Raw genomic sequence first — 17,820 nt, 5'->3', positions numbered from 1 at the left:
CTGAACACACTTTTTGCCTGATTTTTTCTACATCTGTAATACCGAAAATATCATCGCAATTTGTGTGTTACCTGAATAGCTGGAATTGGTTTTCCAGGGGTAAGGATTTTTACCTCAGAGGATCTGAAAAATCTCCTTTGAACCATCCGATGAGCGTGTATTTTTTTCCTGCATTTGGGCCGCGTTTCACTCAAAACCGTAATTTGGATTAAGGCTGATTTAAGATAAATAAAACTCCATCAACTCTTTGCAAGCCTGCAATTGGGGTGGAGTGTCGACAGAGGAACTGGTCTTCTTCATGGCTTTCCATATTTGGCATTCGGACTGCAGCAATTGGGGGGTTCAGGCATGTTGAATGTATAACCTTCTGGCCTCAGGCCGGCTGGTGCAGATAGACACTGTGGGCTCGAATCTCTGGATGCCCGCACAAACCTCTATTAGGAAAATCTGGTCGACGCTTCAAGGAAAATATGGCTACGTCTGAATACATCAGGAAAGGCTCTTCTCCCGGTACGGCCAAGGGTAGTCCGGTTAATGTGAAGACGCACCGCCGGATTACAAGTCCTGCGCTTCTGACATCAGCATTGATGATGGCCACAGATGTACTCGTCGTACTGGTAGCGTTTGCGGCAGCGCTCCTTATTCATGCCATGCTCATCAGCCGTGTTGCGCTTTTCCGCGAAGTGCCTCTTGAAATGTCCTCGGGCCCGCTGGATGTCATTTACCTGGTGTGGTTTCTCCTCGCCCTTGTTGTTGTATCGCGCCGCTACGGCCTTTATAACGCCATCCCCTCGGGCGGGGGCGCTCACGAACTGCGCCTGACGGCCCAGGCAGGCCTCACCGCCGGGCTTCTCCTGTGCGGTGGCCTTTATCTGACCCATCATGATCACGTCTCACGCGCCATGGTGATCCTGCTCACCAGCGTGGCTACCGTTTCACTCTGCATCCGCCGGGCGACCGGGCGCCTCTCTCGTTACCGGCAGTATGAGCAAGGCATTGAAACCCGTAACATCGTCATTCTGGGAACCAATTATCTAAGTAATGCGCTAGGCAACCACATCGCGGGTGACTACCGGCTCGGCTACCAGTTCAGGGGCTTTATCACAGCTCCCGGCTGCCAGGATCACCACGATGTCCTGCCGGAGCAGATTCTGGGTGGCCCTGAAATCCTGCGTCAGCTCACACGGCAGCACTTTATCGATGAGCTGGTGATCGCTCAGCCGTGCTCCACCGAGGAAGTCATCCGGCTGGTAGAAGAGGCGCGGGATCTGGGGATCGATATCCGAGCTATCTCAGGCTTTTTCAGCGAGTTATCCCAGAACGCCTCCATTGAGTACCTGGGCGTCTACCCGGTAGTTTCACTGCACCGCAGTGACTCGAGGACGATCGCCCTCTTTGTGAAGCGGCTGGTGGACATCTCCCTTTCGCTTGCGGCGCTCATCGCGGTTTTCCCGCTGATGGTCATCATTGCGGCTATGGTGCGCCTCGACAGCGACGGCCCGATCTTCTACGTTTCGGAGCGGATCGGCAAGCGCGGCCGCGTCTTTCCCTGCATGAAATTCCGCACCATGGTGCGCGACGCTGAAGTCAAGAAGAAGGATCTTGCCGCGCTGAACGAGCGCGATGGCATTCTCTTCAAGCTCTCGAATGACCCTCGGGTTACCAGAGTGGGCAAATTTCTGCGCAAATACAGCCTGGATGAGCTTCCGCAGTTCTTTAATGTCCTGCGCGGTGAGATGAGCATCGTCGGCCCACGTCCTCCTATTGCCAGCGAAGTGGCCAAGTATGACCTCGAGCATTTTCGTCGCCTCGAAGTCCTCCCCGGCTTGACCGGGCTCTGGCAGGTGCAGTCGCGGCAGGATTCTTCCTTCGCAAAATATATCGCGCTCGATACGGCCTACGTTGAAAACTGGAGCTTCTGGCTGGATCTGAAGATTCTCCTGCGCACCGCCGAAGTCGTTATCCGCGGTACCGGTACCTAGACCTTAAAGCCAGCCACACCCACTGCAGGCACAGCGCATAGGCTGTGCTTTTTCTTTAGCGCGCCCTGATCCGGGGCTGATTTTGTTTGTCTCGGTTCCATCCTCCAGTTACAGTGTGAAACTAAGCTGCTATTTCTTACGTCGTTAATCTCACAATCAGAACAGTTCCCGGAGGGATTCTTTGAAGAGTTTCCATCGCCGCCTTGTGACTTTCACTCTTTGCGCCGGTATCCTCGCCACCTTGCCAGCCGCTTACGCTCAGGATCAGAAGAAGACCGACGATGCCCAGAAGCAGCCTGCTGAAAAACCCATCCCCCCTGAAAAGACTTCTGTAACGCATCACGAGTTGACGCTTAACGGCAAGACGCTGCACTACACGGCAACCGCCGGAACCCTGCTCATCCGCGACGATAAGGAGGAGAAGCCCTATGGCAGCATCTTCTATGTGGCTTACACCCTGGACGGCGCGGAGGCAAAGAGCCGCCCGGTCACTTTTCTCTACAACGGCGGTCCTGGATCGGCGACGCTTTGGCTTCACATGGGTTCGGTTGGACCCATGCGGGTGGTCACGGACAGCCCCAAGGCTACCGGCCCCGCGCCTTATCAGATTGTCCCCAACCAATACAGCCTGCTCGATAAGACCGACCTGGTCTTCATCGACGCACCTCTCACCGGCTACTCCCGTGCTGTAGGCAAGGGAACTGTCAAGGATTTCGCTGGCGTAGACCAGGATCTCAAAGCCTTCCATAAATTCATCGCCCGCTATATCACCGTGAACCAGCGGTGGAACTCGCCCAAGGTTCTCTTCGGCGAATCCTACGGCACCACCCGCTCGGCCGGACTTTCCGACGTTCTTGAAGACAACGGAATCTCGCTCAACGGCGTCATCCTGCTCTCCTCCATCCTCAACTACAATTCGCTTTCGCCGGGTCTCGATCTGCAGTACATCAACAATCTGCCTTCTTATGCCGCGATCGCCTGGTATCACAACAAGTTGCAGAACAAGCCTGCGCAACTGGCGCCTTTTCTAGAGGAGGTCCGTACCTTCGCGCGCGGAGAATACTCTGAAGCCCTGGCCGAGGGAGACCAGCTGCCGCAGGCCAAGCTCGATGCGATTGCCACCAAGGTCAGCCAATACACAGGTCTGAGCGTGGAGTATGTCAAGAATGCCAAGCTGCGCATCTCGCCTTTCAGGTATCGCAAGGAGCTGCTGCGCAGCGAGGGAGACATCATGGGCCGCTATGACGCGCGTTTTGAGGGCACCGACGTCGATAACGCCGGCGAATATCCCGGCTATGATCCCTCGGACACGGGCATCAGTGGCGCTTTCATTGCTGCCGAGCACGAGTACCTGGAGAACGATCTGAAGTACGAGACCGACGACGAGTACAAGCCCAGCGCCGAAACCATCGGTGAGTGGGACTGGAAGCATCGTGGTGCGGGCAGCTACCGCGGCTATGGACGCGAGCAGCAGATGCCTTACGTTGCCGGAGATCTGGCCGATGCCATGCGAAAGGACCCGAAGCTGAAAGTCTTCTCAGCGAACGGCTATTTCGATCTGGCCACTCCCTTTTTCGCGACGGAGTACGACCTCGACCACATGATGCTCACCCCTGAACTCGCCAAAAATGTTAAGTTCGGCTACTACCCGTCAGGTCACATGGTTTACCTCAACGTAGACGCGCTCAAGCAGCTGGTTCACGATCTGGATCAGTTCTACTCCAGCCTCGCTATGTAATCGCGGGACTACTCGACTGCAGCAAAAAACGCGCTCCCGTCACCAGACGGGAGCGCATTTTTGCTTCTTCGGGCTTCAAGGCTGTTAGACGTGGACGAGATCAACCCTTGCCGTGAAATACGTGTGCATTGATGTCCGGCCAGAACTCGCGGAAGATATTGGTCGCCCCATCCCGGTAGATCTGCCACTCCCACCGCTGGCCCGTCTTGGTCCATGTCCTGTACTCATCGGGGTAGTAGAAGTTGGCGATTCCGGAGGCGGCGCCCTTACCCACGATCTCCGACAGATTGAGCGTATTCGATCCGGAATCGGTCGGAGTAATCAGCACCCGGGTAAAGGCATAAGCCGTCCGCTTTAGAAAACCGCCATGCCCCATCGTGTAGTAGCGGGGATCTTCGCGCGTCAGAGTCGGAATCACAAAGATCGTCAGATAATTGCCGTCCGCCTTGTCCACAAACATGTGCCAGTAGTAGCGCCCATAACCGACTGCGCCCTGGCGGAACTCCGGGTAAGAGTCCTCCGCCATCGATATTCCGGCGAGCGCCCCCGTAAAGACAAAGGATGAGTAATCCAGGCTCTCTGCCGTGGCCACCTTCAGCTTCTCCGTCGCCGTGCTTTTTGGATGGATCGCATCCACACTCACCGCGCGGTAGTTCGGCATGACCCCGAGGATACGCTTGGTCTGCCGCTTGTCTGTCGGCAATTCCGAGACAGGTACGGTCCCGAGTGCAGGATTGTTGTTTTTGGCAGGACTGGCTTGCGTTGCCGGTGCATCCGGCAGGTTCGAGGAGCTTTGGGCTAAGCCCAGCGACGGGGCTAAGCCCAACAAAGTAAGAGAGAAAAAGGTTCGAAAGGCCCGCGAAGGGCGACGGGAGCTGAAACTTTCCAAACTGAACAAACTGCTTCCTCGAAGGGTATGAGATATCAACTTTGCAAACAAAAAACGTTATATAGATGAAAACCTTGTCATCTCAGATACATTTCTTCGTTCCGAGAAACCGCAGACGGAAGGGGTGACGTTCCTTATTCTGTTCCGTCTAATGACCAATAGAAATCGAAAGCAGCCGCTAGCGGAAATTACCCATAAGGGCGCACATTTCTATTGATTTTGGAATGAAAAATACTTAAAATTAAAGAGTTTGTGACAGCCCGGCAGCTTTCCACTCTAGCTCGCAGCCAGCCGGCCTTTTTGCACGTCACTTCTCAACTCTCAGAGGGTAAAGAAATAATGGCTAAGCGTCGTGGCAATCCTAACTGGGGCAAGCCTGAGCCGATCGGCCCGGTTGTTCCCACTGTTACTTCGTTCGAACAGATCGTGAAGGAGTATAAGCTTACTCCGGATCAGTATGTGCGTTCCACCCGCCTGCGTGAGTGGGCCCGCCGCAACCGGAACTCCAAGTATATTCCGGAAGCGCTGCTCGAGGCCTGGGGCTTCGAAATTGAGTCTACGCTCTAAGCGGTTCGTCCGTACTGCTAGCTTGAGAAACGCCGCCTTGCAAGGCGGCGTTTCTCGTTTTGCAGGGATTGTTGTTTATCTTCGATAACAATGGGAAACTGGTACTCAACTCCGGAATGCCGACTGCATCACGAATGAATACCCCACCAGGAAAAATGGGAAGCGAGATTCGCCCGCTGCCTGCCAGCGTTGTAGCTAACCTTATCCAGGTAGCGGACACCCTCTCCGACGCTATCGTTTTTCTGGATCGGGAGTGGCGCATCACCTACGCAAATGCGCGCGCTCATACCGTCAGTCGCCTGAGCGCCTTTGACCTGAATAGCAAGACGCACTGGGAACTTTTTCCTTCCACGGTGGGCACAGCGGTTGAGCAGACCTACCGCTTTGTGATGGAAGAGCGCCAGGAGCGCGAAATCGTCTTTTTCTACGAGCCCTTTCAGGTCTGGATCGACATGCGGGCCATTCCGATTGACGACGGCATAGCGCTGCACTACCGCGATATCACCGCACTCAAGGTTGCTGAGGCCAATCGCGATCTGGCGGCCCAGCGGCTGCAGCAGGTCCTCGCCGCGACTACGGACGCGATCGCCTCCCTGGATCGCAACTGGAACTTCACCTACGTCAACCGCCGTGCTGCAGAACTCCTTGCGCCCAGCGGCAACGTCGTCGGACAAAATATATGGGAGATCTATCCCGACGCGCTGTATGAGGGCTCGCCCTTTGTTCAGAACTATCACGAGGCAATGGAGCTGCGGGAGCCCCGCCGGTTCGAGGCTTACTATCCTGAGCCCTTAAACCTTTGGTTTAAGGTTGAGGCGCACCCCTCGGAAGAGGGACTCATCCTCTTCTTCCGGGACATTACTGAACACCGGCTCTTCGAGGAGCAGCTGCGCCAGCAGCAGACCGAGACCGAGCGGCAGCGTATGGAGCTGGAGGCCGTCTATCGCACCGCTCCCATTGGCCTGGCTCTTTTTGACCCGGTGACCCTCAGAATCACTCGCGCCAACGATGCCCAGGCTGAATTCATTGGTCTGCCCCGGGAGCAGATTCTCGGCAAGGCAATCGCAGAGATTGCTCCCGCCATTCCCCGCGTGCTCGAGCTGCTCACCCTGGCCGCATCCGGGCACCCGGTTCGCAATCAACTGGTTGGGGGAGAGTTGCCGGGTGCCCCCGGGCACGAGCGTTATTGGACGGTCAATTATCTGCCCGTCTACGCGCTCGACGGCTCGGTCGAGGCGATCAGCTCCGCTGCGATCGAGGTTACCCAACAGATCAAGTCCGAGGCCGCGCTGCGGCAGAGCGAAAAGCTGGCTGCTGTCGGGCGCCTTGCCTCGTCCATCTCTCACGAGATCAACAATCCGCTCGAGGCGGTCACCAACCTCGTCTATCTTGCCCGCATGCATGAGGGGCTTCCCGCGGAGCTGGCTTCCTATCTTGCGAGTGCGCAGTCCGAGCTGTCGCGGGTCTCCCAGATCGTCACGCAGACGTTGCGCTTTCACCGTCAGTCGGTCGGCTCCAGCTGGGTTTCTGCCGGTCCGCTGATCGATTCCGTGCTTGATCTCTACCACGGACGCTTCGCCAACTCTGGCATCAAGGTCGAGACCTTCTATGAGGCTGCCGCACCCTTCCGCTGCTTTGAGAACGACATCCGCCAGGTGCTCAATAATCTGGTCGCAAATGCCGTAGACGCCATGCGCGGTGGGGGACGGCTGACCATTCGCGCCCGCAACGCCTTCGATTCCGCAACGGGCGCGTCCGGCATCCGCATCAGCATCGGCGACAACGGTCACGGCATGTCCCGGGAGACGCAGAGGCGCATGTATGAGCCCTTCTTTACCACCCGTGATCTCAACGGAACCGGCCTTGGTCTCTGGATCTCCTCGGAGATCGTGCAGCGCCACCAGGGTCGCCTCGCGGCCCGCAGCACGCAGGATCCGATCCGCCACGGCACGGTCTTTACGCTCTTCCTGCCGCGGGAGCCTTGATAGATTGGCAATATGAATCAGGCTGTTCCGTCACGAACCGCGCTGCGCGTAGCCCTGCGCCGGGCCGCGCATCAGATCTTCGACTCGCCGGTCGTCTTCAGTGATCCCGTCGCGGTTCCCATCCTGGGCGAGACGTATCGTGAGGAGCTTCGCCGTACTCCCGTTCGCCCCGACCGTCCTTTTTCCGTGGCGCTTCGTGCTTTTCTGGTTGCGCGCAGCCGTTATGCGGAGGATGCTCTAAGCCGTGCCGTGGCCGCGGGCGTGGAGCAGTATGTGCTGCTGGGCGCAGGCCTCGATACCTTCGCCTACCGCAATCCTTGGCCGCATCTTCGTGTCTTTGAGGTTGACCACCCGGCAACCCAGCAATGGAAATGCGAACTGCTGCAGCGCAGCGGCCTCGCCATTCCTGCCAGCCTCTCGTATGTGCCGGTGGACTTCGAGCATGATTCGCTGCCGGAGCGGCTGGCGGCTGCGGGCTTTGACCGCCGCAAGCCTTCCTTCTTCGCGTGGCTGGGCGTAGTTCCATACCTCACGCTGGACGCCTTTCGTTCGACTCTGGGCTTCATTGCAGCGCAGCCTGCCGGCAGTGGCGTTGTCTTTGACTATGGACAGCCGCGCGCTGTGCTGCCCCACCTTGAACAGCTGGGCCATGACTCGCTGGCCGCCAGGGTTGCTCTCGCAGGCGAACCCTTTCAGCTCTTCTTCACCCCGGAGGAGGTCGCTGCCGAACTGGCCGACTTTCGATCGATCGAGGATATTGGGCGCGAAACGATCAACGCCCGCTATTTCAGCGGGCGTTCCGATCAACTGATGGTCAGGGGAGAAGCGGGAAGGCTGCTCTGCGCGTGGCGATAGCCTCCCCGCCGAATCCGCTTAAATCTGCGAACAGGAAAGGGGCTTCAGCACCAGGTTGGAGATGTTGCTGACGATGGCCTCAAAGGAATAGCGAGGCGACGAGGAGAGCTTCTTCCATTCCGGATCGTTTCCAAACACCTTCCACTTCGCATCCATGTCTGCGAGATCGGAGAAGCTGAGCATGTAGGTGAGGTTGGGCATGCGCGGCCCCACCAGCGTGTCGCCATAGAAGACCTGGCTGAAGCCGGACTTGCGGAAGATCTCAAACTCGCCGTGGTGAAACATCTCCACCTTGCGCACGTGATCCTGGTCGCTGGCGCTCTCATAGGTACGCAGCTGAAAGATGCGGTCGGCATGCTGTGCCGTTGAGGGCGGCACTACGAGCTTCGGCCAGCCTTCGAACGCGATCAGCAGGGAACTCTCGTCCCGAACAAAAGCAGGCGCAGTTGCGGGCGCATTCCAGAAGGGCGCCGCAGCGCTCATGAACTGCTCGTCGTGCACCAGCTGCGACTGCACGGTAACGAGCGCTTCCAGCCGCGACGAAGGCAGCAGGACGTAGATCACCGGCGTCTCCGGACCGATCGTCAGGCTGAAGACTCCTATCGGCGAAATCCCCATCCGGTTCAGCGCCGGGATCAGTGCGTCGGCAAAATAATTCTCCGCCAGCTTCGATTGTGGGCCCGACTGCAGGTGATACCTGCGCAACTCGTAGAACTCGCGCGCCGGGGCTGCGGCGGGCGTCATCTGGGCTTCTGCTCCTCTGGCCAGCGCGAGACCGGCCGTTGCAATGGAAGTAGTAATGAACTCGCGTCTTTTCAATGTGCCTCCTGACAGCAACTGCACTCCAGCAGGATAATAGCGGACAATAGACATTATGGCGAACGAAGCACCATTTACTGACGTCCCAGGCGCGCTTGAAGAGTTCAAAGCCGGTCGCATGATCGTTGTCGTGGATGACGAGGACCGTGAAAATGAAGGCGATCTCACGCTCGCCGCAGAGTTTGTAACTCCTGAGGCGATCAACTTCATGGCGAGGCATGGCCGCGGACTTATCTGTCTCACGCTTACAGAAGAGCGCGCGGATTATCTGCGCCTTGGTCCGATGACCCAGCAGAACTCATCGCGGTTCGGCACAGCCTTTACTGAGACCATCGAGGCGCGTGAGGGTGTCACTACCGGCATCTCCGCCTACGACCGCGCGCACACCATCAAGGTTGCGATTGATCCGCAGTCGACGGCCGGTGACCTCGCCCGTCCGGGCCACGTCTTTCCACTCCGCGCCCGCAAGGGCGGCGTGCTCGTCCGCGCCGGGCAGACCGAGGCCTCGGTCGATCTGGCCCGCATGGCCGGCTTGATCTCCGCCGGCGTCATCTGCGAAATCATGAACGATGACGGCACCATGGCGCGCGTCCCTGATCTCATCGAATTCTGCCGCGAACACAACATGAAGATGCTGACGGTAGCCGAGTTGATCCGCTATCGGCTGCAACACGAGCGCTACATCCATCGCGTCGCCGAGAGTCTGCTGCCCACGCGCTATGGCGACTTCCGCATGATTGCCTACGAGAGTGAGGTGGACGGCGGTGAGAGCCACGTGGCGCTGGTCAAGGGCGACGTCGGCACGACCGATACGCCGGTGCTCGTGCGGGTTCATTCGCACTGCCTCGCAGGTGACGTCTTCGGTGCCACGCTGTGCGACTGCCAGAGAGTGATGCAGCGGTCGCTGGAGGCCATTGCCACCGCCGGTCGCGGCGCGCTGATCTATCTGCATAACACCGCCCGCGGCTTCGAGATTGACCGCTCCACCCTGCCGCCAGGACTCATCTTTCACCGCGAGCACAGTGAGGAAGGGCATCAGCGCATTCTGCGGCAGGTCGGCATCGGCGGCCAGATTCTTTCCGATCTCAATATCCGAAAGATCCGGCTGCTGTCGAATACCCCGACTCATGTGCCAGCGCTGCACGGCTTCGACGTGGAGATCGTCGAGCGCGTCGCGATTCCGGAGACCGTGGGCCTGCTGGACTGACAAGTGCTTGCCGGACGAAGCCTCAGGCTATTCCGGAATCGCTGCAGGATGGCAGCGATTCAAACCCGGGCCGCGCAAAGTGATAGCCCTGGAAATAACGCAGCCCCAGATCGCGCAGGGCGGAGAGCTCGGCCGGCGTCTCGATGCCTTCGGCGATGGTTTGGATATTCAGGGCTTCGCTGACCTGCTGAATCGCTCGGACAATCGTCTGGCTCACCGGGCGCTTATCGATTTCCCGAGTGAGCTCGGCATCTATTTTGAGAATATCCGGCTGAAATTTCGCGAGCAGATTGAGGCCTGCGTATCCCGCGCCAAAATCATCGATAGCCGTTTTGAAGCCCTGCGCTCGATACTCGCGAAGAATGTGGTTCAGGTGCTCATGATCGCGCACCTTTTCCCCTTCAGTGACTTCAAAGATCAGCCGGTCAAGAGGAAAGCCGACCCGGCTGGCGGTTTCAAGTGTCTTGCGCAGGCAGGCTGCCGGTTCATACACCGCATTGGGGTAGAAATTGATCGACAGGTAAGCGCCTGTATCCGGCAGGCTGAGACTGGCTCCCAGCTCAATGGCCTTGACGCGGCACTGCTGATCGAGAGCGTAGCGATTCTCGTCGTTCGCCTGGGAGAGAACCGAAAAAGCCGATTCACCGTTGACGCCGCGCACCAGTGCTTCGTAGGCAAATAGCTTACCCGCTTCGAAGTCGACAATTGGCTGGAAAGCCATGGAAAAGGGAACAAGGAAGGCGCTCTCGCGGCATGCAGAACAGCCTGTTTTCTGGAATTGCTCACCCTGCTTCACCCGCTGAATCGTATTCATAAGATTTAGAAAACTTCTGGCCCCTGAGCGGATTTGAAACAAAGCGCTTATCGGCAGAAAAACAACAATAGATGAATTGGATTCCGGAACGACTGACTTTTCTGCCTGGAGGCAAGGTGGGGGTACTCTTTAGTAACTTCACTACATCAACAAACAATCAATCATGAGAGGAGAATCATTATCGTTGGAGAATGATTCTCCAATGATTCGAAGCCGAGGGATAACTATTATCATGTAATAATTGTTATCCCTCCAGCCTGATTATTGCCTCTGAAAGGGGTCTTTTGGCTGGCGCGTGACTGCCATGGGCGCGCCTTCTTCAGCGCCTGGACTGACGCGCGCCTGGGAGTCGTTGGCGGGCTGTCTGCCATCTTTGCCTGCGGCGGTGGGTGAGCCGGGAACGGGAGGAATTCCCGCAGCGTCAGCCTGGTATTGAATTTCGGGTTTGCCGGTGGTGGTCAGATCCGAAACTGCTTCAACTCGAGTGTGAACCTTATTGACGCGGCCCGTGTCACAGCCGACTAAAACCAACGTGCCAAGGGTGAGAGCTAACGTGGCTGGAATCCTCAAGGGGCGCTTCATTCACATTTCCTCCGTGACCTGCAAGTTGGGATGCGACGGCCACGGACTGAGTTTTCCTATGGATTCATTGTTGCCTGCAGGGCCGCGAAATACCTCTCAGGCAGAGAGCGCTTCTTCATGGTGCGATCGACCACAACGTGGGTGGTAGCGGCCTCGGCCAGCAGAGTATCTGCTGTGCGAATGCGGTAGGCAAAGCGGATGATATGCCCGCGGAGCGCCGTTACAGTGGTCTCGATGAGGAGTTCATCGTCATACCGCGCGGGAGCCTTGTAGCGGCAGGTCGCTTCGACAACCGGCAGGTGGCAGTCGTCCTCCTGCTCGAACTGCTTGTAGCTGAAGCCGAGCGCGCGCAGAAACTCGACCCGTCCTACCTCGCACCAGATGAGGTAATTCGAGTGATAGGCCACTCCCATCTGGTCTGTCTCCGCATAACGCACCCGAAAGGTCGTGGTGAAAGGTAAGGTCATTCACTCAAAGGTACATCAGCGATTGGTGGCGACTCCAGCGGAGGGATGAGGCCTCTCCGCCGGAGCAAAGCCGATCTCCTCAGCGGTTGAGGGCAGCCATCATGGCCGCAGCATAGCGTGTGCCCTGTGCTGCATTGCCATCTCCTTTTCTTCTGTTGTGATGATGCAGGAGCGAGCGGGGAAACCCCAAAGGCAGCGGTCAGATAGTTGCAGCTATTATTCCGGTCCTGCCTTCAGAGCCTTGTTGCGACGCATAGAGGTGGCCATGGTTCGCGTGGGGAGGAAGATGCGCACCAGCGCGCCCGGATAGTCGGGGGCAGTGCTGTTCATGATCCTCATGGTGCCGCCGTGTTTCTGCACGATGCCGAGGCTGACCCAGAGTCCGAGGCCGGTGCCGCGCTCTCCCTTGGTGGTGAAGAAAGGCTGAAAGAGACTGGCTGCGGCGCCTTCCTCGATACCGGCGCCACTGTCACGAACCTCAATGACGGCGCCTGCGCCGCGAAACTCTTCGGGAGGAACGGATTCAAGACGGATGGCGATCCTGCCATGGGCGCCGGAGGCTTCGGCGGCGTTGACGATGACATTGGTGAGGACCTGACGCAGCTCACCGGGGAAGCCCTGGATGATGACCCTCTCAGGAAAATCGCGAACAAGGACGATGTGCTGCTCGGCCAGGCGGCGGTCAAGCAACAGCAGAACGCTCTCCAGCAGTTCGCGCAAATCCAGCTCAGCAGGAGACGATGGCTCGCGATAGAGGCTGAGCATGGTGCGGCTGATCTGCATCACGCGGTCGAGCTCCTGCTGTGCAAAGCCGAGGTATTCGGCCGACTTCGCGCTGTTCTTCTCGTCTTTGATCAGATAGAGCAGGTTGGCAATGGAGTCGAGAGGGTTGTGAATTTCATGAGCGATGCTGGCAGCCAGGCGACCGGCTATCGCCAGTTTTTCGTTCGCGAGCAGCGCAGCCTCGGTCCGGCGCAGTTCAGTTACATCGCGGAAGACGAGCACGACGCCGAGCATCCGATCGTCGTCGCCGCGGATGGGCGACGCGCTGTCATCGATGACGTACTCTCTGCCGTCCTTGGAAATAAGGACGGTGTGATTGGCCAGACCTACGACGGTATTCAGGCGGCGCACCTTGTCGACAGGGTTTTCGCAGACGGCTCGCGTCTCCTCGTTCACGATGTGGAAGACGGTGGTGAGCGGCTTGCCCTTCGCCTCAGTCGCGGTCCAGCCGGTCAGCTTCTGGGCGACCGCATTCAGAAAGTCGACATTGCCTTCGCTATCGCAGGCAATGACGGCATCTCCGATAGATTCCAGGGTGGTCTGTAGCCATTCGCGGCCGGTGTGCAGCTCCTGGGCGCGGTGCTCCAGCTCGGCTGCGGAGCGGCTGTAGGCGCGTGAGACAGCCCGAAGGCGCATGACCATGAAGAGGCCGAGGAGCAGACCTGCGAGCGGACCTCCCAGGCTGATGAAACGAAGCGTGCGGCGTTCCTCGCGTTGCGCATCGTCATAGCGCTGCCTGCGCAGGGCAGCTTCCCGGGACTGGAGTTCGAAGGCTGCCGCGCGCACCTGGTCCATTAGGATCTTGCCCTGCTCGTTCAGCTGCGGATCGCGGAGGCCTGCCGGATTCTCGGTCAGCATCTTTTGCGCGAAGGCCAGCCACCGCTCATATCGCTCCTGCATGAGAGTTAAGCCAGCAGACTGCTTGGGATTGTCGGCGATGGCCTGGTGTAGCGAGCCAAAAAGAGGCTCAATCCTGTTGTTGGCCGCCTTGAACGGGTCGAGCATCTGCGGGTCGCCGGTGAGTTGATAACCGCGCAGACTGGTTTCCTGGTCGTCGATCAGCTTCTGTAACAAATCGAGGCTGGTAGTGACGCGGTCGCTGTGGCTGAGCCAGCGGCGCGCCGTCTGCGCCACGGTGACCTGCCAGACAAGGCATGCCGCGAGCACGGTCATGGTAAGTACGGAGCCCAACAGGATTTGCCTGAGGTAGCGAGACAGCTGTTTGGGGTTCAATGCTTGCCGCCGTGACCCACAAGTTGTTCAACGGAGCGAAGCAGGTCGGCGGGACCACTGCCCTTAGTCAATGTGTGGCTTGCTAGCGCGATTGCCTCAGGAGGAAGACCCACATACGCGGAATGAAGCAGAATCGGCACGTGCGGTTTGCGGTTGCGCATGATGCGAGCGATCTCCATGCCATTCATGCCGGGCATCGAATAGTCGAGGACAACGCCGTCAATGGAGTTATTGTCGAACAGTTCCAGACCCTGCTTGCCCTCAGCGGCAGTCAAAACATGGTAGCCTGCGCGCTCCAGCACAGCTTTGCGGACGAGAAGACCAAGTTCCTCGTCGTCGATACACAGGATGGTGGGCGGCCGGTTCACGCTAGTAATTGACAGACCATTTCCTCGATATTCGAATGAAGTGGGATGTGCAAAAGTATAGCATTCGGCCGTCAGGGGGATTACTAAAAGAGCTACTGGTTCATGGACTAAAATTCACAGAACTTTTGCATTCCTTTTGCCAAAATCAGATAGGTTAGAGCGTAGTTCTGGAGATTCGATTGAATCAGACAGTGTTCGTGCTTGAAGATGAGACAGATATTCTCCGTCTCGTACAGCATCACCTTGAGGCCGCTGGATTTGCTGTCAAGGCTTACGCTTCACCGGTCAACATCCTGGCGGATGCCGAGCGCCAGCCGCCGGCGCTTTTCCTGCTCGACATCATGGTGCCCGGGGGCGATGGGCTCGATCTCTGCCGCCGGCTGCGCAACCACTCGGGGCTGAGCACGGTGCCGATTATCTTTCTCACGGCGCGGGCCGCGGAGAATGACCGCGTGCTGGGGCTCGAACTGGGCGCGGACGACTACATCACCAAGCCGTTTGCGACGCGGGAGCTGGTGGCCCGCGTGAAGGCCGTCCTGCGCCGCTTTGAGCGGCCATCCTCGCCTACGCTGCTGAGCTTCGACGATATCGAGATCGATACGGGGGCCATGCAGCTGCGGGTTCGGGGTGAGCTGACGACGGCTACGGCGACGGAGTTCCGCCTGCTGGATTACCTGGCGCGGCACCCGGGCAGGGTCTTCAGCCGCGACCATCTGCTGGATGCAGTGTGGGGCGACGCCCGCTTCGTCACGCCGCGATCGGTGGACGTCTATGTGCGGCGCATCCGCGAGAAGATTGAGACGGACCCGGAAAATCCGCGCTACCTCAAGACAGTGCGCGGAGCAGGCTACAGGTTTGAGCTGCCACGCGGAGCCTGAGGGATGGCAGAGATGCGAGGGCCGATTGCGCGCTATCCTCAAGGGATAACGGTTAGGCACTTATGACAGGCAGGATATTCACCAAACTGTGGCTCTCCTTTCTGCTGGTGCTGTTTATCGGCACGGCGACGCTTGACCTCACGCTGCGGCACATTATTTCGCACTCCCTGAAAGTGAAGCTCGGCCCGGCGCTGGCCGAGCAGGCGATGCACATGCTGCGGCGCGATCTGCTGCTGGCTTCGCTGATTGCGGTGGTGGTGGCCGCGCTGCTGGCGTCGATGCTGGCGCGGAGCACGGCACAGCGGATGGAGCGGATTGTCGCGTTCGCCAACCGCATCGCAGCCGGCGATCTCTCCGCCCGCATGCAGGATGGCCAGCAGCAGGATGAGATCTCCGATGTGGCCCGGGCGCTGGATGCAACAGCCAGCCGGCTGGAGCGAAGCTTCCATGAGCTGGAAAGCAGCAGAAGGGAACTGGCTACGCTGCTGGACAGCATGCAGGAAGGCGTCGTTGCGGTAAACAGCCACGGGCAGGTGATCTGGTCGAATGCGGTAATGCAGCGGATGCTCCCGGTGGGTGTGCGGGAACGGCGACCGCTGGTGGAGACGGTTCGCGATCCGGAGGTGCTGGCGTGCGTGGAAGGCGCGCTGCGCGACCACCAGTTGAGGAGCGGCAAGGCGACCTCGCTGGCCCAGGGGCGAGTCTACGAGATCAATGCTGCGCCGACGCCGGGCGGTGGCGCGGTCGTCGTGCTGCACGACCTGACGGGCGTGGAGCGGGCGGAGAAGATGCGCCGCGACTTCATCGCCAACGTTTCGCACGAGCTGCGCACGCCGCTGACGTCGATCTCCGGCTACGTCGAGACGCTGCTCGACAGCGAAAATGATGTGTCAGACCAGGCGAGGGAGTTTCTTTCCATTATTCTGCGCAATGCAGCCCGGATGAACCGGCTGACGGAAGACCTGCTGGCGCTGGCGAGTGTCGAGTCCGGCGACTATAAGGTCAAGCTGCAGGTGGTGCCGGCTTCGGCGCTGATCGAGGATGCGCTGGATTCGTTTGCGGGCATGGCTGCCGATAACGGGATCGAATTGCGTAAAGAAGAGACCACCGATACGTCTGTGATGGCCGATCCAGACGCGACACACCAGGTATTCGGTAATCTGATTGAGAATGCCATGAAATATGGCAAGGCGGGGCGGCGGGTCAGCATCGGAGCACGAGACCTGGAGGGAGAGGTTGAGTTCTACGTGCGGGATTACGGCGCCGGGATACCGTCGGAGCATCTGGATCGGATATTTGAACGGTTTTACCGGGTGGACAAGGCGCGGTCGCGGGAGTCGGGCGGCACCGGATTGGGACTCGCGATTGCAAAGCATATTGTGCTTGCGCATCATGGAGAGATCAGGGTGGAGAGCGAACTGGGAGCAGGCGCTGTGTTCTTCTTTACCCTGCGACGGGCCTCGCTGGAAGATGCTGATGCAAACAGAGATAAGGTGCGCACCGCGGTTCATACCTGAGCGGATGTGCAATTGCGCTGGATTTTAATCCTTCCTTATCAGCGGTTTTAACCTTCTGTTAACAATTGCCGGTTAGCGTTACTAAAGACGTGGAAAAGCTAAAGGACACCAGTGTGGCCAGCCCCCAGGAGACAGCAGCGACACATAGCGGCGCCTCGACTCCACAGGGAGTTGTCGATGTCTCGTCTGTCCGTAAATTTCTGATGGCGCGAGGTAACTCGGCGGTCGCGGATCGGGGCTTCCGCTGGCTGATGATAGCGTGCGCGATGAGCATCTTCGCCATTGTGGCGCTGATCGCCAGCGAGCTGATTGCGCGTTCGCAGTTGTCGATTGCGAAGTTCGGCATCGGATTCTTCTTCAAGCAGGCGTGGAACCCGGTGACCGGGGATTACGGCGCGCTGACTTTTATTTATGGAACGCTTGCGTCTTCAATTGTCGCGCTGATCATCGCGGTGCCGCTGTCGATTGGGGTGTCGGTCTTCATCACGGAGATGAGCCCGAAGTTTTTGCGGGGACCGCTGTCCTTTCTTACTGAATTGCTGGCGGCAATCCCGAGCGTGGTCTATGGCCTGTGGGCCGTCTTCGTGCTGGTGCCGATTCTGCGGGACGATGTGAATCCTGTGCTGATGAAGACGCTGGGATGGACAGGATTCTTTGCGCCGCCGAACTTCGGCCAGGGTGTGATGACCGCAGGGGTGATCCTCGCGATCATGATCCTGCCGATCATCTCCTCGCTGACCCGAGAGGTAATGACCGCGGTTCCCGGGTCGCAGCGTGAAGCGGTGCTGGCGCTGGGCGCGACGCGGTGGGAGATGATCCGCATGGGCGTGCTGCGAAATGCGCGGATTGGGATCGTCGGGTCGATCATTCTCGGACTGGGTCGAGCCCTTGGCGAGACGATGGCGGTTACGATGGTTATCGGCAACCGTCCTGAGATTGTGAAGTCACTGCTGGCGCCCGGCTACAGCATGGCCAGCGTGATTGCGAATGAGTTTACAGAAGCATCGGACAGTCTTTACCTGAGTGCGCTGGTGGAGATCGGGCTGGCGCTTTTTCTGGTCACCATCATTGTGAATGGGCTGGCGCGACTGCTGGTGTGGGCTGTGACCCGCGGCGCGTCGGCACGGGTTGCATAA

At 58.6% G+C, this 17,820-nt stretch carries 16 protein-coding genes; 9 read left to right on the top strand and 7 right to left on the bottom strand.

The window, feature by feature from the left end; translation table 11 throughout:
• Positions 1 to 470: 470 nt before the first annotated feature.
• Both C7378_RS06395 and C7378_RS06390 read left to right on the top strand, forming a co-directional pair.
• Entirely contained in the window at positions 471 to 1,982 is a 1,512-nt protein-coding gene (locus tag C7378_RS06395) for a sugar transferase (RefSeq protein ID WP_131993593.1), read from the top strand.
• A gap of 181 nt (positions 1,983 to 2,163) precedes the next feature.
• Positions 2,164 to 3,720: a S10 family peptidase gene (locus C7378_RS06390; protein ID WP_131993590.1), complete on the top strand. Its 1,557-nt coding sequence runs from the start codon at positions 2,164 to 2,166 to the stop codon at positions 3,718 to 3,720.
• A gap of 100 nt (positions 3,721 to 3,820) precedes the next feature.
• Here C7378_RS06390 and C7378_RS06385 read toward each other — a convergent pair whose 3' ends face one another.
• Entirely contained in the window at positions 3,821 to 4,423 is a 603-nt protein-coding gene (locus tag C7378_RS06385) for a hypothetical protein (protein ID WP_207901363.1), read from the bottom strand.
• A 525-nt stretch (positions 4,424 to 4,948) separates the two neighbouring features.
• Between C7378_RS06385 and C7378_RS06380 the strand changes: the two genes are divergently transcribed.
• The 3 genes from C7378_RS06380 to C7378_RS06370 all read left to right on the top strand — a co-directional run bounded on the left by C7378_RS06380 (position 4,949) and on the right by C7378_RS06370 (position 8,016).
• The gene (locus tag C7378_RS06380; RefSeq protein WP_131993584.1) at positions 4,949 to 5,176 is read left to right on the top strand and encodes a hypothetical protein; all 228 of its coding nucleotides are present in this window, start codon (positions 4,949 to 4,951) and stop codon (positions 5,174 to 5,176) included.
• Positions 5,177 to 5,310: 134 nt separating this feature from the next.
• Positions 5,311 to 7,161: a PAS domain-containing sensor histidine kinase gene (locus tag C7378_RS06375; RefSeq protein ID WP_243648108.1), complete on the top strand. Its 1,851-nt coding sequence runs from the start codon at positions 5,311 to 5,313 to the stop codon at positions 7,159 to 7,161.
• A 12-nt stretch (positions 7,162 to 7,173) separates the two neighbouring features.
• A complete protein-coding gene (locus C7378_RS06370) occupies positions 7,174 to 8,016 on the top strand; it encodes a class I SAM-dependent methyltransferase (protein ID WP_131993581.1) in 843 nt (280 codons plus the stop codon).
• Between the two features lie 18 nt (positions 8,017 to 8,034).
• Here C7378_RS06370 and C7378_RS06365 read toward each other — a convergent pair whose 3' ends face one another.
• Positions 8,035 to 8,835, bottom strand: coding sequence for an NIPSNAP family protein (locus C7378_RS06365; RefSeq protein ID WP_131993578.1), 801 nt, complete (start codon positions 8,833 to 8,835; stop codon positions 8,035 to 8,037).
• Between the two features lie 55 nt (positions 8,836 to 8,890).
• On the opposite strand from C7378_RS06365, the gene ribB reads away from it, so the two are divergent.
• Positions 8,891 to 10,042, top strand: a complete 1,152-nt coding sequence (gene ribB, locus C7378_RS06360; protein WP_131993575.1) for a 3,4-dihydroxy-2-butanone-4-phosphate synthase — start codon at positions 8,891 to 8,893, stop codon at positions 10,040 to 10,042.
• Positions 10,043 to 10,064: 22 nt separating this feature from the next.
• On the opposite strand, the gene C7378_RS06355 is transcribed toward ribB, so the two are convergent.
• The 5 genes from C7378_RS06355 to C7378_RS06335 all read right to left on the bottom strand — a co-directional run bounded on the left by C7378_RS06355 (position 10,065) and on the right by C7378_RS06335 (position 14,289).
• Positions 10,065 to 10,856: an EAL domain-containing protein gene (locus tag C7378_RS06355; protein ID WP_207901362.1), complete on the bottom strand. Its 792-nt coding sequence runs from the start codon at positions 10,854 to 10,856 to the stop codon at positions 10,065 to 10,067.
• Between the two features lie 261 nt (positions 10,857 to 11,117).
• The gene (locus tag C7378_RS06350; RefSeq protein ID WP_131993572.1) at positions 11,118 to 11,438 is read right to left on the bottom strand and encodes a hypothetical protein; all 321 of its coding nucleotides are present in this window, start codon (positions 11,436 to 11,438) and stop codon (positions 11,118 to 11,120) included.
• A gap of 56 nt (positions 11,439 to 11,494) precedes the next feature.
• Positions 11,495 to 11,905 carry an acyl-CoA thioesterase gene (locus C7378_RS06345; protein WP_131993569.1) on the bottom strand — a complete coding sequence of 137 codons (411 nt, stop codon included), beginning with the start codon at positions 11,903 to 11,905 and terminating at the stop codon, positions 11,495 to 11,497.
• Positions 11,906 to 12,121: 216 nt separating this feature from the next.
• Positions 12,122 to 13,879 (bottom strand): CHASE3 domain-containing protein, encoded by a 1,758-nt coding sequence (locus tag C7378_RS06340; protein WP_131993566.1) that lies wholly within the window; start codon positions 13,877 to 13,879, stop codon positions 12,122 to 12,124.
• Positions 13,880 to 13,917: 38 nt separating this feature from the next.
• Positions 13,918 to 14,289 carry a response regulator gene (locus tag C7378_RS06335; RefSeq protein WP_131993563.1) on the bottom strand — a complete coding sequence of 124 codons (372 nt, stop codon included), beginning with the start codon at positions 14,287 to 14,289 and terminating at the stop codon, positions 13,918 to 13,920.
• A 179-nt stretch (positions 14,290 to 14,468) separates the two neighbouring features.
• Between C7378_RS06335 and C7378_RS06330 the strand changes: the two genes are divergently transcribed.
• The 3 genes from C7378_RS06330 (at position 14,469) to pstC (ending at position 17,820) form a co-directional block, all read left to right on the top strand.
• A complete protein-coding gene (locus tag C7378_RS06330; RefSeq protein ID WP_131993560.1) occupies positions 14,469 to 15,167 on the top strand; it encodes a winged helix-turn-helix domain-containing protein in 699 nt (232 codons plus the stop codon).
• Between the two features lie 62 nt (positions 15,168 to 15,229).
• Positions 15,230 to 16,684, top strand: coding sequence for a sensor histidine kinase (locus C7378_RS06325; protein ID WP_131993557.1), 1,455 nt, complete (start codon positions 15,230 to 15,232; stop codon positions 16,682 to 16,684).
• Between the two features lie 89 nt (positions 16,685 to 16,773).
• The gene (pstC, locus tag C7378_RS06320; RefSeq protein ID WP_243648107.1) at positions 16,774 to 17,820 is read left to right on the top strand and encodes a phosphate ABC transporter permease subunit PstC; all 1,047 of its coding nucleotides are present in this window, start codon (positions 16,774 to 16,776) and stop codon (positions 17,818 to 17,820) included.

Source organism: Acidipila rosea (genome assembly GCF_004339725.1).
Lineage (GTDB): Bacteria > Acidobacteriota > Terriglobia > Terriglobales > Acidobacteriaceae > Acidipila > Acidipila rosea.
This window is presented reverse-complemented; position numbering and strand designations above follow the sequence as displayed.

Coding starts and splice junctions, on each gene's coding strand:
- C7378_RS06395 (WP_131993593.1), top strand. CDS start 471: ATGGCTACGTCTGAATACATCAGGAAAGGCTCTTCTCCCGGTACGGCC.
- C7378_RS06380 (WP_131993584.1), top strand. CDS start 4,949: ATGGCTAAGCGTCGTGGCAATCCTAACTGGGGCAAGCCTGAGCCGATC.
- C7378_RS06375 (WP_243648108.1), top strand. CDS start 5,311: ATGAATACCCCACCAGGAAAAATGGGAAGCGAGATTCGCCCGCTGCCT.
- C7378_RS06370 (WP_131993581.1), top strand. CDS start 7,174: ATGAATCAGGCTGTTCCGTCACGAACCGCGCTGCGCGTAGCCCTGCGC.
- ribB (WP_131993575.1), top strand. CDS start 8,891: ATGGCGAACGAAGCACCATTTACTGACGTCCCAGGCGCGCTTGAAGAG.
- C7378_RS06355 (WP_207901362.1), bottom strand. CDS start 10,856: ATGAATACGATTCAGCGGGTGAAGCAGGGTGAGCAATTCCAGAAAACA.
- C7378_RS06350 (WP_131993572.1), bottom strand. CDS start 11,438: ATGAAGCGCCCCTTGAGGATTCCAGCCACGTTAGCTCTCACCCTTGGC.
- C7378_RS06345 (WP_131993569.1), bottom strand. CDS start 11,905: ATGACCTTACCTTTCACCACGACCTTTCGGGTGCGTTATGCGGAGACA.
- C7378_RS06325 (WP_131993557.1), top strand. CDS start 15,230: ATGACAGGCAGGATATTCACCAAACTGTGGCTCTCCTTTCTGCTGGTG.